At 40.6% G+C, this 15,791-nt stretch carries 13 protein-coding genes; 9 read left to right on the top strand and 4 right to left on the bottom strand.

Annotation, left to right across the window (positions count from 1 at the left end):
- Positions 1 to 238: 238 nt before the first annotated feature.
- Positions 239 to 1,030 carry an SAM hydrolase/SAM-dependent halogenase family protein gene (locus V7K69_RS14760; protein WP_335035542.1) on the bottom strand — a complete coding sequence of 264 codons (792 nt, stop codon included), beginning with the start codon at positions 1,028 to 1,030 and terminating at the stop codon, positions 239 to 241.
- A 286-nt stretch (positions 1,031 to 1,316) separates the two neighbouring features.
- On the opposite strand from V7K69_RS14760, the gene V7K69_RS14755 reads away from it, so the two are divergent.
- The 3 genes from V7K69_RS14755 to V7K69_RS14745 all read left to right on the top strand — a co-directional run bounded on the left by V7K69_RS14755 (position 1,317) and on the right by V7K69_RS14745 (position 5,296).
- Positions 1,317 to 2,222 carry a hypothetical protein gene (locus tag V7K69_RS14755; protein WP_335035540.1) on the top strand — a complete coding sequence of 302 codons (906 nt, stop codon included), beginning with the start codon at positions 1,317 to 1,319 and terminating at the stop codon, positions 2,220 to 2,222.
- A 14-nt stretch (positions 2,223 to 2,236) separates the two neighbouring features.
- Positions 2,237 to 4,183: an Hsp70 family protein gene (locus V7K69_RS14750; protein WP_335035538.1), complete on the top strand. Its 1,947-nt coding sequence runs from the start codon at positions 2,237 to 2,239 to the stop codon at positions 4,181 to 4,183.
- A 279-nt stretch (positions 4,184 to 4,462) separates the two neighbouring features.
- On the top strand, positions 4,463 to 5,296 hold the full coding sequence (locus tag V7K69_RS14745; RefSeq protein ID WP_335035536.1) for a M90 family metallopeptidase: 834 nt from the start codon (positions 4,463 to 4,465) through the stop codon (positions 5,294 to 5,296).
- 155 nt (positions 5,297 to 5,451) lie between these two features.
- Here the strand turns inward: V7K69_RS14745 and V7K69_RS14740 are convergent, their stop codons facing one another.
- Positions 5,452 to 5,907: an EVE domain-containing protein gene (locus V7K69_RS14740; RefSeq protein WP_335035534.1), complete on the bottom strand. Its 456-nt coding sequence runs from the start codon at positions 5,905 to 5,907 to the stop codon at positions 5,452 to 5,454.
- 132 nt (positions 5,908 to 6,039) lie between these two features.
- A complete protein-coding gene (locus V7K69_RS14735) occupies positions 6,040 to 6,684 on the bottom strand; it encodes a class I SAM-dependent methyltransferase (RefSeq protein WP_335035532.1) in 645 nt (214 codons plus the stop codon).
- A gap of 137 nt (positions 6,685 to 6,821) precedes the next feature.
- On the opposite strand from V7K69_RS14735, the gene V7K69_RS14730 reads away from it, so the two are divergent.
- The 6 genes from V7K69_RS14730 (at position 6,822) to V7K69_RS14705 (ending at position 14,432) form a co-directional block, all read left to right on the top strand.
- The gene (locus tag V7K69_RS14730; RefSeq protein ID WP_335035530.1) at positions 6,822 to 8,480 is read left to right on the top strand and encodes an ArnT family glycosyltransferase; all 1,659 of its coding nucleotides are present in this window, start codon (positions 6,822 to 6,824) and stop codon (positions 8,478 to 8,480) included.
- Between the two features lie 74 nt (positions 8,481 to 8,554).
- Entirely contained in the window at positions 8,555 to 9,022 is a 468-nt protein-coding gene (locus V7K69_RS14725; protein ID WP_335035528.1) for a MarR family winged helix-turn-helix transcriptional regulator, read from the top strand.
- A 157-nt stretch (positions 9,023 to 9,179) separates the two neighbouring features.
- Complete coding sequence (locus V7K69_RS14720; RefSeq protein ID WP_335035526.1) at positions 9,180 to 10,628, top strand: HlyD family secretion protein; 1,449 nt, start codon at positions 9,180 to 9,182, stop codon at positions 10,626 to 10,628.
- 119 nt (positions 10,629 to 10,747) lie between these two features.
- Positions 10,748 to 12,007: an MFS transporter gene (locus V7K69_RS14715; RefSeq protein ID WP_335035524.1), complete on the top strand. Its 1,260-nt coding sequence runs from the start codon at positions 10,748 to 10,750 to the stop codon at positions 12,005 to 12,007.
- Between the two features lie 232 nt (positions 12,008 to 12,239).
- Positions 12,240 to 13,820 carry a DHA2 family efflux MFS transporter permease subunit gene (locus V7K69_RS14710; protein WP_335035522.1) on the top strand — a complete coding sequence of 527 codons (1,581 nt, stop codon included), beginning with the start codon at positions 12,240 to 12,242 and terminating at the stop codon, positions 13,818 to 13,820.
- 48 nt (positions 13,821 to 13,868) lie between these two features.
- The gene (locus tag V7K69_RS14705) at positions 13,869 to 14,432 is read left to right on the top strand and encodes a Uma2 family endonuclease (RefSeq protein WP_335035520.1); all 564 of its coding nucleotides are present in this window, start codon (positions 13,869 to 13,871) and stop codon (positions 14,430 to 14,432) included.
- A gap of 34 nt (positions 14,433 to 14,466) precedes the next feature.
- Here the strand turns inward: V7K69_RS14705 and V7K69_RS14700 are convergent, their stop codons facing one another.
- A complete protein-coding gene (locus V7K69_RS14700) occupies positions 14,467 to 15,693 on the bottom strand; it encodes a tetratricopeptide repeat protein (protein WP_335035518.1) in 1,227 nt (408 codons plus the stop codon).
- Positions 15,694 to 15,791 lie beyond the last annotated feature (98 nt).

Genomic DNA, 15,791 nt, shown 5'->3' with positions numbered 1-15,791 from the left:
GAACAAAGCATCTAAACTAAACATAGGACAGGCTGCTGGATTTGTTGTTATTTTCAGCTTACTACCTGTCCTTTTCCTTATCCCGAACTCAGGTTCAGATATTTTCCGATGTCATTGTTAGCGACTTCGACCCCTTTAGCAATAAACGAGTTTTAGAAATCCTGTTCGCAGAACTGAATAAGAAGAGTGTTTGCAGAAAACGTTACCGCCATGTCGAACCTCAGCTAACTAACTGATGTTACGCAATTCTAGTTACTTGCTGATTCACACGAGGACGACCAAAGCGTTCCCAAGCACTCCCTCCTCGCAGAAACAATTCTAAAAAGCGCAATGGTTCTTCTGAATCGCCTCTTGACCAACCGGAACTACCAGGAGCAAAAGCTAAAGTCCCTTCAGACACCTTGAAGCTGCCATCAGAATACACTGCATCACTCACCACATCTCCAATGCGGATCACGATCTTGCTTTGAGGCTCCAAGTTTAGTGTATGCGCCCCAATAGTTGTTTTAATATTGCCGTAGCCATCAATCCAGGCAATTCGATCTGGTGGAACATCTGGGATTTGCTCACTCTTAAGACTATCTCCCAGAAGGCTAAAATCCTCATTCATAATGGCAGCCGCAGCCGGAGGAAAAACATCTCGTGAGCGGAACTGCGAACCACCACGAGAAACGTTGACCACTCGCAACTCCTTTGTATGGTCTTTGATAAAGGAGAGGGTGTAACCTGCATTTACACCCACTACTTTTACACCATTGGATAAAAGAGCATAAGTTAATCCTTCACCTTCATTGTCTCGACGGGCTTCAGGATCATCCTGACGAGGCGCACAGTTATGATAAATGAGGCGATCGCTATTTCCTGGGTTGAGTCCTAGTTGGGCAATCCAAAATCCCGTTGCCAAGGTACTGAATGCTGGAACCGAAAGTAAATGAATTTGGGCATCGGGAAAAGCTATCAGCAAACGTTGTGTGACTTCTGTAAATGCCGGATCTCCTGTACCGTAGTCTGCAATAACGCAAATAAACATTCTGCTCCTCCTCTATTAGGGTAGTAATTTGAAACCAACCTAATTCATAATTCAAAATTAAATCCCGGATATAACATAATTATGAATTATGAATTATTCGGTCATGATGTGATTAAGGACTGACAAAAAATCAATTATCCAAAATTACTTGTAAATTCGTAGGGGCGCAAAACTTTACGCTTTTACGATTGGATATTTTTTTAACCGCAAGTCCCTTACAGGTTTAAATTAGCAGTTGTCTGCTAATTTTATTCCTATTAATAACGTTAAAGTCTTATTCAACGCCATGAAAACAATCAACTCACTTTTTAGCGAAGAACGCAACCAACTCCAGACAGATATTGATAACACAACTAACATTGAAGAAATAGTTAAGTTGATTCAAAATCGACTTGATAATCTCGAAAGAATTTACATTGAAAAGCTTAATTTGGCTCAAATTCGTCTGGCTTCCTTTTTCCTAGATACCCTGCGGCAGTCCATCGCCACTCTTGCTGCGGCTAACTATTCTCAAATTGCTCCAATAGAGCAAAAGCAATTTACTAACCCAAATACAAAGTTTTTTTCCAGCAGATTAATCCTGAAACTGCTAAAAGGGCTAATTTATATCGGCATCTTAGGTTCGTTGTTCTCCTTAACTAAAACTACCCCAGGTGCATGGATGGCTATCTTACTAACCTCTATACTTCTAGGGGTAGAAGTTGTGCTTCAACTCGACTTAAAGAATCAGCAAAATTCTATATCTTCAGAGCTATTGGAATTACCTAAACCTCTGCTCCGGGTTGATAGCAAAGTATTTTTAGATCATCTTGGCGATGCTCTCAACACTATCGACCTAGCAGTAGCTAGAGTAGAAGAATGGAATAAACATGAAGGCGATTTAGCAATAGAAGAACTGCCAGAGCTATTAAATTTTCTGCAAAGGCTAATGGGCGCATCAAAACTTGATAAACCCCAAATGGCTTATGAACTGGCAAAACTTCTGCCACAGATTTTAATGTCTCAGGGAATTAACGCTGAAATTTACCGACCAAATGACCCTAACAGCGATCGCAATTATTTTGACTTTGAGCCAAGTATCGACCCCGATACCAAAGAACACGTGACTCTAACTCCGGCTTTGTTAAAAGGCGATCGCTTGATTCGGCGCGGTAGGGTAATTGAGCCAGCATATTCCTCTGCTAGAGAATAATAGACAATAAAGATATGGAAATTTTAGAAACAATCGGTTTTGATTTGGGACACGGTGAGACGGCTGTAGCTAAAGCGATCGTGGAAAGCATTGATCCCCCCCAAATGCTGGAGATTAATAACAAGAAGAACCAAATTACAGCCCTTGGTTGGCATCCTAAACTCGGTTATCTTGTCGGCGAACAAGCATTAATTCAAGCTGGCGTTACCCAACTGACAATTTCTTTCAAGCAAAAGCCTAACAACGATCCCAAATATCGGGAAACAATTAGCACTTTTGTGGCAACCTACTACCGCCTTTTGAAAGAAAGCAAACAACTTGAAGGTGGGGAAGGTAGCTATTTTTACATTGGTTGTCCTTCAGGATGGTCAGTTAGCGATCGCACTGAATACCAAAAGCTACTTCAAGAAGCTGGGATTCCCCAACTAAATGTTGTACCCGAATCGCGGGCCGCTTTCATGCAAGCCAAAGAAGCCGGGAAACTAGAATATGACAAACTTGTTGCATCGGTGCTAATTGTCGATATTGGTTCTTCAACCACAGATTTTACTCTGGTTAAGAGCTTAGAAGAAATCCCGATAGATTTTGGAAGTAATACTTTAGGTGCATCTCTAATTGACAAAGCTATTTTTGCTCGGACTCTTGCCAACCACGAACAAAAAGCATTACTCGAAAAAGTATTTAAAGAATATCCGCATCACCAAGCTCGTTGTGAACTTGCTTGTCGCAAAGCTAAAGAAGATTACTTTTCTAATGAACAGCTATACAGCGATCCTGAATCATTTGCGCGTGGCTTCGAGTCGATTAACGAACAGATTTATTTTATTCCCCAAGTCAATAAATTGATGATGGAGGAAATTTTAAACCAGCCCTTACCGGAACTGGAGAATCATAGTTGGGTGCGATCGTTTAGCGACTCTTTAACCGAAGCGAAAGAAAAGCTAGAAAAACTTGGAATCGTGCCGAAACTTCTGCTGATGACTGGCGGTGCATCTCGGATGAAGTTTACCCACTTGCTTTGTCAGCAAATGTTTCCTGAACCAGAAACGTTGCTTCGCCCCGATCCAGAACCGGAACGGTGCATTGCACTAGGATTAGCACGAGTGGGACGATGGGATCTGCGTGCTGCTGCTTTTAAGGAAGAAGTCAACAAACTATTTACTTCGAACCAGCTCAAAGATTTGATTAAGAGGCATATTCCGGAGTTAATCGAATCACTAACTAAGCCTTTGACAGACGGCTTAATTATCAACGCAGTTAAACCAGCTTTAAAAGATTGGCAAAAAAACAAAATACGGACTTTAGCAGATTTAGAAACATCTTTGATCAGTCGTGCAGAACAGTGGCTCAAAAGCGATGCCTCCGGCAACGTCTCCGACGAACGCGCTGTGCAGATAATTAATCATCAATGCGCTTTTTGGTTTAGTAATAAAATCCAACCCGATTTAGCCGCACAAACCGATCCAATCTGTCGAAAGTTTCAGATACCTAGAAGCAGCTTAAGGTTTGAGGATAGTATTGACCCAAATTTTGTTAACCCAGAGCTACGAATCGGAGATGCTATTCTGGCTGAGACAGTGGGCTTTATTGTCAATGTAGTAATTGGTGGAGGCACTGTAGCTAGCATTATCACTCTCATACTAACGGGACATTTAACCTGGCCTATTGCTCTAGTATATGGGGCTTCGGTGATGGCGGCAGGAATGGAGCTAAATCGCAAGAGTGTTCAAGAAGTAATCAAGACAAATGTGGATGTACCTAGTTGGGTTCGTTCTAGTTTTTTGAGTGATAAAAAAATCGAGGATATGTGTGAGCAAATAAAGCCTGAGTTAGAGAAAGTTCTTCAAGAACAATTGACAGCAGATCAAGAGGCTTTTGATAAACTGATTAGTAAAGTTGAACAAGGTCTGCAAAAAACCCTTTCTACCAAAGTTCAATCTTGCATAATTCTGATCCAATAGCTGTGATATATAGCAGTAAATATAGTTTTTATAATCTCAGCGCTCTGTGCGCCTCTGCGGTTTGGAATTTATTTAACCGCAGAGGCACAGAGAAGCCAGTGCGTTGGGCGGGTTCCCCGACTTGTAGCAACTGGCGCAACACAGAGAGAAGAAGTTAGAGAATAATTTATAGACTAAAATTTTTACACACTTTGAAAGAGCTAGTTTTATACAGTAAAAAAAGAGGTTATCTTAGAGACGAAAGTCGGTTAATTAAGTATATAACTTACTCAAAATTCAATGATTCAAACAATAGTTGTCTTTGTCTTTATTGGATTAATTATAGCTGGGATTTTAGCCAATCCCATTTTAGTCAAAAGGCGAAGAACCCGTCTTAAACGCCGTTCTTTTCCCCCACTGTGGAATGCAATTATTGAAAATAATCTTCCTATTTATCTGTGTCTCTCTCCCGATGAGATTAGACGACTTCAGGGACATATTCAAGTATTTTTAGCAGAAAAGCAATTTATTGGTTGTAGAGGATTACAGATAACGGAGGAAATGAAAGTTACTCTTGCTGCGATCGCCTGTTTACTTTTATTAAATGAACGTGGGCAATACTTCCCTAGACTTCGTTCAATTCTGATTTATCCCAATGCTTATTTTGTTCAAGAAACGACTTCCATCGGAAAATATGTTGTTGAAGAAAGGCGTGTGGCTAGACTAGGAGAATCATGGACAAATGACCAATTAGTACTGTCTTGGGAACAGGTGAAACAAGATACTAATAACTGGAAAGATGGACGTAACGTTGTGCTTCATGAATTCGCCCATCAGTTAGATCAAGAGGATGGTAAAGCTGAAGGAGTTCCGATACTGCAACGCAAGTCAAACTATGCTATTTGGGCAAAGGTGATGACAGAAGCATATCAGCAACTTTGTAATGATGTTCTACAAGGTGCAAAGACGGTAATGGATAGCTACGGCGCAACGAATCCCGCAGAATTTTTTGCCGTAGCAACTGAGACATTCTTTGAGAAACCGCACCAATTGTTGTCTAAGCATCCGGCACTTTATGAGCAATTGCAACGTTACTATCAATTAGATCCTGGGCAATGGGTAGAAAGTAAGTAGGTAAGAAGAAATCACATTATATACAGTTAATCAACCTTCCTTCAAAAATGTTCGTAGTTGGGATTTTAGTCCTGATTTCGTTCGTGTAGAGAGGACTTTAGTCCTCACTACAAACCTTGAATTTTACAGTGAATTGCAAGAACCGTAATTTTCAACTATGAGCTTTTCATTGCCAGAATCTTCAAAGCCACTGCTTCAGGGACAGGCATCACCGATAATCGATTTCCTTGTCTCACCAACATTAAGTCTTCATCGCTAAACTTTTCTTTGAGTATTGAGAGTAAGATAGGGTTAGAAAAAGTCTCAACAAATTCTACTACAACTGTTTGCCATCGAGGTGATTCGAAAGTTGATTTCGGGTCGTAGTATTTACTTTCTGGCTCAAACTGGGTCGGGTCAGCAATATCTTTTTTCACTACACGCATTAACCCAGCAATATTAGGAAAGTTAGTATTTGAATGATAAAAAAAAGCTAAGTCTCCCTCCTCCATTTGGCGCAAAAAGTTACGAGCTTGATAGTTGCGAACGCCGTCCCAGATAGTCTGGCTTTGCTGTTGAAGGTCAGCAATGCTATAGGCTTCTGGTTCTGATTTCATTAGCCAATAATTCATCTACACAAATTATCTATATACAAAAGTATTTTAATTTTGAGCAGGTATAATTTCGTAGTAAGGACTTTAGTCCTTATTTTCTAAGCACTAAAATGCTTACTACAAGCCTTCTTGCACTAGTAAATATTTGGCTTAACTACGATAAGCTATAACAGCATAAAACGGATCTCCTCCAGCTGCGCCCAACCACTGAAATAAATTCGGTAATGTTGATTTATTAACTATAACTTCTGCGGTTGTAAATCCTGGGACTGAGGCGAAGTAAGCTTTGACTAATTCTACTCGCTGTGCTTCTGAAGCCTCACGCCAAGCTTGAATCGCCTTTTCAAAAAACATCCGGTTAGAAAAGCTGATAATTGCAATACCACCGGGTTTCAAGATGCGGTAAATTTCAGAAAATATTGCTTCAGGATATTGTATATACTGCACAGATACGCAATTGAGAACAGCATCAAAATCTGCATCTGGTAAAGGTAGCTGGGGATTTTCATTAAGATTTTGCACAAAGTAATGATTTAAGCGGGAATTTCGTGCTAGTTCCTCAGCGTTGAGTCCGTGTCCTTCTACATGGTCAAACTGCATCTCTTCTGGTAGATGGGACACCCAACTGCTCATCATATCAAGAATGCGGGTGTTGGGTTTGAGGCGATCGCGGTATAAATCCGTTAGCTGTTGAATAAATCCTTCATCGACATGGGTTACAAAGCGGGGATAGGCATAGAACAGCTTATCGTCTTTGTCGTCTAATTTCTGGCGTTGATTCGGTCTTAATTGCATAAATCTCTGTTTTGGAGTAATTTTTTCAAAAAATGCGGCAATTTCAGGTATTGTTCAAAAAATACTATGTAACATATTTTAATAACAGCAAGACACATAAACGAGTCTAAATAGCAGTATTCAATTTTATCAATTCAATGTTTTATAAGTTACATATCTTGCGGAATATTTGGCGACAAACGCGCCTAGTGGGATTATTACCATATTTGAGTTTGTTACTTTGGATACTTCCCTTATTATTATTTACTTCTGGGCACAATAGCCTGATGGCACATGATGAAGCGCTTTACGCTTCGCGGGCGCGTCTAATGTTTGATTCTGGTAATTGGATAACTCCTTGGACAACGGCACATCATAAAACCCCTGGCCCTTATTGGTTAATTGCCAGTTTCTACAAGCTGTTTGGTGTGAGTGATACTAGTGCGCGTCTTCCTAGTATGATTGCTAGTATTTTTAGCTTATGGCTTGTGTATGAAATCGGCAAAATTATGCTGGGCAAAAAATTAGCTTGGCTTGCTGCTGCGATCTTAAGTGTGGAATTTCTCTGGCTGCAATACTCTCGCTTAAGTACACCTGATCTACCGATGATTCTATTGGTACTTTTAGCTATTTTGTCTTTAATAAAAACGGAATTATATCCTAAATATCGCTATTTTTGGAGTTTTATAGCTGGTTTAAGTTTAAGTTTAGGCTTCTTAGTCAGAAGCTTTATGATTGTTTTGCCAATCTTCGCTTTATTCCCTTATTTAATTTGGGAACATCGCCGTCATCATCATCTTACTAACCCATTTTTGTATTTAGGCTTTTTTGTCGGTTTAATCCCTACCTGTGTTTGGCTGTATTTAAGCTGGCTGCACTACGGAAATCAGAGTTTTGAAGAGTTGCTCAAGTTTGTTATGCAGCTAGGTTCTGAAAATAATTATAGAAATGATCGGCTATTTTATTTATGGAATATGCTTTTAAAAGCATTCCCTTGGGCTTTTTTCGGACTTTTAGGTTTATTTTTGACTGTACGTCGTCCTATTCCTCGTTATCAGTTAATATTAGTTGGCTTTCCAATTATCCTATTTTGTGAACTTAGTCTTTTTAGCACTCGTCTCCCTCATTATAGTCTTTGCCTTTATCCGTTTATAGCTTTGTTTGCATCTGTGGGTTTAAACTGGTTAGGTAGTATTTACCAAACAGGAATTACCCCCCGATTACCTCTTGAAAAAGATCAAATAAATATATTAAGCCTTTTTGCCAAAAAAAATCTTCCTCGAAATCTCAGTTATGGCTTTGGTGGGTTCGGTGTTTTACTTGTTATAGCGAGTATTGGCATTTTTAGTTGGGGTAGTTTTGAGCTTCGCAAGTATGCAGCTATTGGCTTGGCTATGGGTTTGGGTTGCTTGATTTTACCTGTGGTGTGGATTAGTCGTTACCACTTTGGCAAAAAGTTTCTCACAGCCCGTTATTGGATTGCAGGTTGGTTAATTCCCTGTTGGCTAGCTTTGGCGACAACTGGTAGCATCGGCCTGTTAAGTGACTATAACCCTGTTTTGAGAACTTTTTTACAACAAAGTGCGATCGCCTCAATTCTCCAATCTTATCCTACCTACTATGTGGAAATAGACCAGAAAACCCAAGTCCTCTTTGAGTTCTATCTTCCTATTCATCCCCAGCAAGTAGCCTCTATTTCGCAAATACCAGCTTTGAGCTATGCTTGGATCTATACTGACCAATCCCTGAAATTATCTAGACCTCACCGTATTCTCGGCACTGTCAAAGAGTACCAGTTGATCCAATTTCTTCCCTAAGATAGATGCAAAGCACCTATTGCTAAAAAATAGTGATTTATATATAATAGTACGCATACTAAGTATTCTGCTAAATGGTTTCTACATCTAATCATTCCCCAGCTTTAGAGTCGTGGCAGCACAATCTGGCACCATACAATTTGGGCTACAGAATCAAATTAGTCTCACAATTACTCAGTCGCAAGTTTACAGATAAGCTAGAACCCTTTGGACTTACACCATTTCACTGGTTGGTGTTGTGCTGTTTGTGGCAAGAAGATGGTTTACCTACTTCTAGTATTGGAGACAAACTCAAACAAGTGGGAGGGACTTTAACAGGCGTACTAGATCGGATGGAAGAACGCGGTTTGGTGCGTCGAGAACGCGACACTCACGATCGCCGCATCTGGCGGATCTGGCTAACGGATGCAGGTAAAGAACTAGAAACTATTTTACCCCCAATTGCCGCCGCAGTCAGGGATGAAGCAATGGACGGGATTTCTTTTGCTGACCGAGAACTGTTTTCCCAAATCTTAAATCGGGCGATCGCTAACCTCTCCTAAAGATAACCTCACAATCACCCGACCGGGGGAGGTGCTGTAAAGATTTGTTTTGAGATAATATTACGCATACTAAGGAAATAAGATTTTTTTCAGAAAATACTACGCATTCTAAATAAACGACTATCAATCAAATCATCGAACAAGCGAGTTCAGAATCATGAAAACCAATACATTTAACGGACGCAACCAAAACAAAACCATAGTTATAGAAAAAGAATTGATTCCTAATTCCGAGACTTTAGAAGCTGTAACCGCAGAAGTGCCTGTTGTAACTCCTGAGATCGAGAAAGAAGTTCCACCGAAGCGGAAAAAACCGACTGGTTTGATTTTGGCAGGATTAGGTGTGGGTGCGATCGTCGCAGGTACTTTTGGTTATAACTATTGGCAATACGCCTCCACCCACCAGGAAACAGACAACGCCACCGTTGCGGGAAATATTCACCAAGTTAGTAGCCGAATTCCGGGAACTGTAAGTCAGGTGCTTGTGAATGACAACCAACTGGTGCAACCAGGACAGTTGTTAGTGAAGTTAGATCCACGAGACTATGAAAGTAAGGTACAGCAAGCACAAGCAGCCTTAGAAAATGCACGTGGACAAGCCCAAGCTGCCCAAGCAAATATTGCTTTAAGTTCACAAACCACCACTGGTAAGACAACTCAAGCGCAGGGAGATGTTAGCGGTGCGGTAGCAGCAATTTCCACAGCCCAAGCAGCAGTACAAGAAGCCCAAGCTGGGATACCAGCAGCGCAAGCCCAAGTTAGACTAGCCGAAGCAGGGATTCCTGCCGCCCAAGCGCAGGTAGCACAAGCCAATGCGAATTTGGAAAAAGCTCAAACAGATTACAATCGTTACAACGAATTGTATAAAAATGGTGCGATCGCTCGTCAGCAATTAGACACAGCTAAGGCAACTTATGATGTAGCGACGGCACAAAAAAACGCTGCCATTCAAGGAGTAGAACAAGCCCAAGCTAAGTTAGCCTCTGCCAAAGTTGGTGTAACCCAAGCCCAATCTCAACTAGCGCAAGCGCAAGAAAATGTCACCAACGCCCAAGCAAAATTGGCAGCATCCAAGGGAGGATTGCAACAAGCTACCGCAGGCGGACAAGATACAACAGTCAAACGTAGTCAATACGAAGCGGCAAAAGCGGCGATCGCGCAATCAGAAGCATCGCTCAAAGACGCGCAATTACAACTATCCTACGCCAACGTTACCGCCCCCAGTGCCGGACGAGTCGGTAGAAAAAACGTCGAAGTTGGCAACCGAGTTGCAGTAGGAACACCATTAATGGCGATCGTAGATAACGACTATTGGGTAATTGCAAACTTCAAAGAAACCCAATTAGAAAAGATGCGCCCAGGCGAAACGGCAGAAATCAAGCTCGATGCTTTCCCTCATCATACCTTTGTTGGTCGTGTTGAAAGTCTTTCGCCAGCTTCCGGCGCTCAGTTTGCCTTATTGCCACCGGATAACGCTACAGGTAATTTTACTAAAGTTGTCCAACGCATCCCAGTCAAAGTAGTTTTTGACCAAAAGAGCATTCAAGGATACGAATCGCGGATTACTCCGGGGATGTCTGCGGAAGTAGCTGTAGAAGTCAAGTAATACCAATTTGCCTGCAAACCTCTTTCTTGTTATGACATTCTCCTACATCTATAGAGAGGCGTACAAAGATGAGGTGAAATGATATTTGTGAGAGCAGATTGGTATAAAACAAACCTGACATGAAAAAATCGTTACTACCTGCTTTAAGGTCGAAAAACTATCAGCTGTTTTTTGCCGGACAAGGTATTTCCCTAATTGGGACATGGATGACGCAACTTGCGACGATTTGGCTAGTTTATAACTTGACAAACTCCGCATTAATGCTAGGAGTTGTGGGATTTTCGAGTCAAATTCCTAGCTTTTTTCTAGCTCCCTTTGGTGGAGTATTTGTAGATCGATTTTCTCGATATCGTACCTTAATTGGTACACAAATCTTGGCGATGATTCAATCATTAACATTAGCAGTACTAGCACTGACTGGTGTGATTGAGGTATGGCACATCATCGCCTTGAGCTTATTCCAAGGATTTATTAACGCCTTAGATGCACCAGCCCGCCAAGCATTTGTACCAGAACTGGTTGAACGTAGAGAAGATTTAGCCAATGCGATTGCCATCAACTCTACCATGATCAACGGTGCTAGATTAATTGGCCCTGCGATCGGAGGTTTACTAATTGCTAAAGTGGGGACCGGCTATTGTTTTTTAATAGATGGTTTAAGCTACATTGCTGTACTCGCCGCTTTATTGGCAATGAAAGTTAAGCCTTGGAAAAATGTGGTGACAGACGGTAATCCTTTACAAAAAGTTAAAGAGGGATTTGTATATGCCTTTAGCTTTCCACCCATTCGTTCGATTTTGTTACTATCAACTTTAGTCAGTCTCATGGGGCTGCAAAACACTATTCTCGTACCAGTTATTGCAGAACAAGTACTCAAAGGTGGTGCAGAGAGTTTGGGGTTTTTGATGGCTGCATCTGGAGTTGGAGCTTTAACGGGTGGAATTTATCTAGCTACGCGCCAAACAATTTTAGGAATTGGTAAATTGATCGCTTTAGCTCCAGCAATTTTAGGAGTGGGTCTAATTGGCTTTTCTTTATCTCGATATTTACCACTTTCTTTATTTACAATGTTATTTGTTGGCTTAGGTACAATTCTCCAGATTGCTGCTAGCAACACATTTTTACAAACAATTGTTGAAGATGACAAACGTGGGCGGTTGATGAGCTTATACACAATGTCATTTTTGGGGATGATTCCCGTGGGCAACTTGTTAGGAGGTGTATTAGCCAGTCGTATTGGCGCACCCAATACTTTAATTATTGATGGTATAGCTTGTATTTTAGGTTCTATAATTTTTAGCAGACAGTTGCCTGCTTTAAGGCAGATAATGCGTCCAATTTATGAGCAAAAGGGTATTTTAATAAGTAATAAAGCTTAGGATAAAAAAATGCAAAGAGATGGTATAAAGTTTATTGGAGAATAATTCCTAACCCCAGAAGACATTCGCGGATTCGCTACCGTGGCGCTATCAGAATCAAGATGCTGTTTATTTATCTGCCAGTTGCACAAAATTAATTCTGTTAGCGGTAGCTGGGTGTTTAGCCCATTCTGACTCCTGAATTCTGTTTGATAATAATTTTGTTACTTAACCTTAGAACTGGAACAACACTATGGCTAATACAGGTGTAATTCATCAGCAAGCACCACCAGAACGCGTACCGCTAAGAACCTGGATTGGTGTATTAGCCAGTATGCTTGGTGCATTTATGGCGGTATTAGATATTCAAATAACTAATGCTTCACTGCAAGATATTCAAGCAAGTTTAGGAGCGACTTTAGAAGAAGGCTCTTGGATTTCTACCGCTTATTTAGTAGCAGAGATTGTGGTAATTCCTTTAACAGGATGGTTATCGCGGGTGTTTTCTCTGCAACGTTATCTGTTAGTGAATACTGCACTATTTATTTTCTTTTCTATATGCTGCGCTTGGTCGTGGAATCTCAATTCCATGATTTTATTTCGCGCCTTGCAAGGTTTTAGTGGAGGAGTTTTAATTCCTACCGCTATGACAGTTGTATTAACCACTTTACCTCAATCTAAGCAATCAGTTGGGCTGGCTGCTTTTGGCTTTAGTGCAGTTTTTGCACCTTCAATTGGCCCAACATTGGGAGGTTGGTTAACAGAAAATTTTGGTTGGGAATACAACTTTTATATAAATGTAATTCCAGGCGCATTAATGCTAGCTGGAGTTTGGTACGGAATTAAGCAAGAAAAACCCCAAATTAATTTACTGAAACAAGGTGATTGGTGGGGAATTATTGCAATGGCTATTGGGTTAGGTTCCCTGCAAGTTGTTTTAGAAGAAGGTAGCCGCAAAGATTGGTTTAGTTCAGCGCTGATTCTCCGCTTAAGTGCGATCGCAGTAATTTTTCTGGCAATATTTTTCTTTATAGAATTAACTCGTAAGCAACCATTTATTAATTTACGACTTGTGTTTAGGCGAAACTTTGGTTTAGCCAGTATTGTTAATGTGTCACTGGGGGTGGGATTATATGGTTCAATTTATATTTTACCGTTGTATCTTGCCCAAATTCAAAAATACAATGCGCTACAAATTGGTGAAGTATTAATTTGGGCTGGTATTCCTCAACTTTTTATTATTCCACTCATACCCAAATTGATGCAACGCATTGATGTAAGGTTAATGGTGGCTGTTGGCGTAACATTGTTTTCCATCAGTGCATTTATGAACTCTGGAATGACTAATCAAACTGGATTAGATCAGTTACGCTGGTCGCAATTTGTGCGTGCAATGGGACAACCCTTAATTATGGTACCGCTAACTTCTATTGCCACTGCTGGGTTGAGTCCACAAGAAGCCGGTTCAGCAAGTGGTTTATTTAATATGATGCGGAATATGGGCGGTTCTATAGGAATTGCATCTTTAGCAACTTTATTAACTAACAGAGAGCAATTTCACTCAAATAGATTGGGTGATGGGATATCTTTATATAACCCAGAAACTCAACAGCGAATTGACCAAATGACACAGTATTTTGTCAATAAAGGAGCAGATTTGAGTACCGCGCAAAATCAAGCGATCGCATCCATATCTAATATAGTCCGCCGGGAAGCTTATGTAATGGCTTTTAATGATTGTTTCTATTTTATTGGCATTGCATTATTACTCAGTGGACTTGCCGTTTTATTCTTCAAAAAGGTGAAGCCAAGTGGTAATTCTGTCGCTCATTAAATTTGTTGTATGGGTTAAAATATTTGATAAAACTACTAAGATACTAAAATGGTCATTAGCCAAAGTGAGTACTATATCTCTCCAGAAGAATATCTAGAAGGTGAGAAAGTAAGTGAAATTAAACATGAGTATATTGATGGACAAGTCTACGCGATGGCAGGGGCAAGTGATGCTCATGTCACCGTAGTAGGAAATGTGTTTATACTGCTGCGAAACCATCTGCGGGGTAGTGGATGCCGTGTCTACATGGCAGATATGAAAGCACAGATTGATGTGATAAATCGCTATTTCTATCCTGATGTCATGGTGACTTGTGATACACGAGATAGAGAATATGAATATTTTAAGTCTTATCCTTGCCTAATTATCGAAGTGCTTTCTGAGTCAACAGAAAGCTTTGATAGGGGAAAGAAATTTGCTAATTATCGACATTTAGAATCACTACAAGAGTATGTGCTAGTTTCATCAGATCGAATGAGTGTAGAATGCTTCCGCCGCAATGAACAAGGACAGTGGGTACTTTATCCTTATGAACAAGAACAAGAAGTGCATTTAGCTAGCGTTGATTTTCGGTGTGCGATCGCCGAAATATATGAAGATGTATTAAGCTGAAAAGCATCTAAGTTGAATAATCAATTAATAGGTATTATCGATTAGATGATATTTTTTCAATTTGCTTAGTAAAGTATGCTTCTTCATGTTTCAGTTGTTGTGCTATTTCTAACCCTTTTTTAAAAGCTGTTAATGCTTGAGGAAAATCTTTCTGTTCTAGATACAATTGCCCAATTTGGTCATAAGCTTGCATTATCCCGTAAAAGTTGGCAGATTGTGTCTGTATCTGTACAAGGATTTGGCTAGCCTGCAAAGCCTCGTCTATTTGTCCTTGAGAACGGTACAGTGCAATTAACTTCTGCAAAGCGTCACCAGCACGAACATACTCGCGTAATTGCCAAGCAGTGGTATAAGCTTCTTGATAATTTTTAAAAGCTTCTAGCAGTAAGTTAGGATCTTTCTTGGCTAGAGATTCGTAATTTGCAGCGATCGCTAGCTTTAATTCTGGGATTTCAGTAAGATTGTTTTGAGTCGTGTAAATTTCAACTAGCTTATTAAGTACATTCAATGACTGCTGCGGTTGTTGTGTTTGCTCGTAAATGTAAGCCAGCCGTTGCAGATATGTCACCTCGCTTACACGTTCGCCAAGAGATGTAGCTAAACTCAATAATTCCTCGTAGACTGGGGCGGCTTTGGTATAATCAAACCAAGTTAAATGCAGTTCCCCAATTGTCTTAAGCATTTCTACTACTGCTGCTGGATCTTTTTGCTGCCGCACCACTAACAAAACTTGGTCGTAAGCTTCCACAGCTAGTTTAATTGATCGCACATTTTGGTAAGCTTGGGCTAGCGATCGCCATAATTCCAGATCAACTTGGGCAGTTGTTTTCTGAGATTGCGCCTGCTTTTGAATTGCTTGCAATCGCTGCGTAATATATTGTACTTCTTCGCCATCATTTTGCTTCCAAGCGATCGCCCCGACTCGTGATAGTGCTTGCACCTCTGCTAACGAACCTAAAAAGCGCCGCAAGCGAAGTTCCCGGTTCCAAATTTCAAACGCCGCCACCTGCTCCCCTGCTTGCAGTTTCGCTGCTGCTTCTTGATTTAAGGCATCCAGCGCTAGTTCTAAGTTTTGCTGTTCTTGGAGAGTTAACGGCTGTTTATCCTTGGGCAAACGTGGTAGCAGTGGATCGGGTGTGGTAATTTCTAAGGGATTAGGAGGGAATTTATCCGGTGGTTTGGGCTTTTTAGTCTGTGCCAGCGTTAAGGAGTTGCTAAAGAGAATAGCGGCAGTAACAATCACAATTAAGCGCCTGAGCATGGGTACTTTACCTTACCTTGAGTTATTTGCATGAGTTAATTATCCCCATGCCCTATTATTTTTACCTTATTTCAGCAATTCCGAGGCGTAATACTAAT

Origin of the sequence: Nostoc sp. (assembly GCF_036917775.1) — a bacterium.
Taxonomy (GTDB): domain Bacteria; phylum Cyanobacteriota; class Cyanobacteriia; order Cyanobacteriales; family Nostocaceae; genus Nostoc.
Note: the sequence above shows the minus strand (reverse complement) of the source record. Positions and strands in the feature narration are given on the sequence as shown.

Coding starts and splice junctions, on each gene's coding strand:
- V7K69_RS14745 (WP_335035536.1), top strand. CDS start 4,463: ATGATTCAAACAATAGTTGTCTTTGTCTTTATTGGATTAATTATAGCT.
- V7K69_RS14730 (WP_335035530.1), top strand. CDS start 6,822: ATGTTTTATAAGTTACATATCTTGCGGAATATTTGGCGACAAACGCGC.
- V7K69_RS14700 (WP_335035518.1), bottom strand. CDS start 15,693: ATGCTCAGGCGCTTAATTGTGATTGTTACTGCCGCTATTCTCTTTAGC.
- V7K69_RS14755 (WP_335035540.1), top strand. CDS start 1,317: ATGAAAACAATCAACTCACTTTTTAGCGAAGAACGCAACCAACTCCAG.
- V7K69_RS14750 (WP_335035538.1), top strand. CDS start 2,237: ATGGAAATTTTAGAAACAATCGGTTTTGATTTGGGACACGGTGAGACG.
- V7K69_RS14705 (WP_335035520.1), top strand. CDS start 13,869: ATGGTCATTAGCCAAAGTGAGTACTATATCTCTCCAGAAGAATATCTA.
- V7K69_RS14735 (WP_335035532.1), bottom strand. CDS start 6,684: ATGCAATTAAGACCGAATCAACGCCAGAAATTAGACGACAAAGACGAT.
- V7K69_RS14760 (WP_335035542.1), bottom strand. CDS start 1,030: ATGTTTATTTGCGTTATTGCAGACTACGGTACAGGAGATCCGGCATTT.
- V7K69_RS14725 (WP_335035528.1), top strand. CDS start 8,555: ATGGTTTCTACATCTAATCATTCCCCAGCTTTAGAGTCGTGGCAGCAC.
- V7K69_RS14720 (WP_335035526.1), top strand. CDS start 9,180: ATGAAAACCAATACATTTAACGGACGCAACCAAAACAAAACCATAGTT.
- V7K69_RS14715 (WP_335035524.1), top strand. CDS start 10,748: ATGAAAAAATCGTTACTACCTGCTTTAAGGTCGAAAAACTATCAGCTG.
- V7K69_RS14740 (WP_335035534.1), bottom strand. CDS start 5,907: ATGAATTATTGGCTAATGAAATCAGAACCAGAAGCCTATAGCATTGCT.
- V7K69_RS14710 (WP_335035522.1), top strand. CDS start 12,240: ATGGCTAATACAGGTGTAATTCATCAGCAAGCACCACCAGAACGCGTA.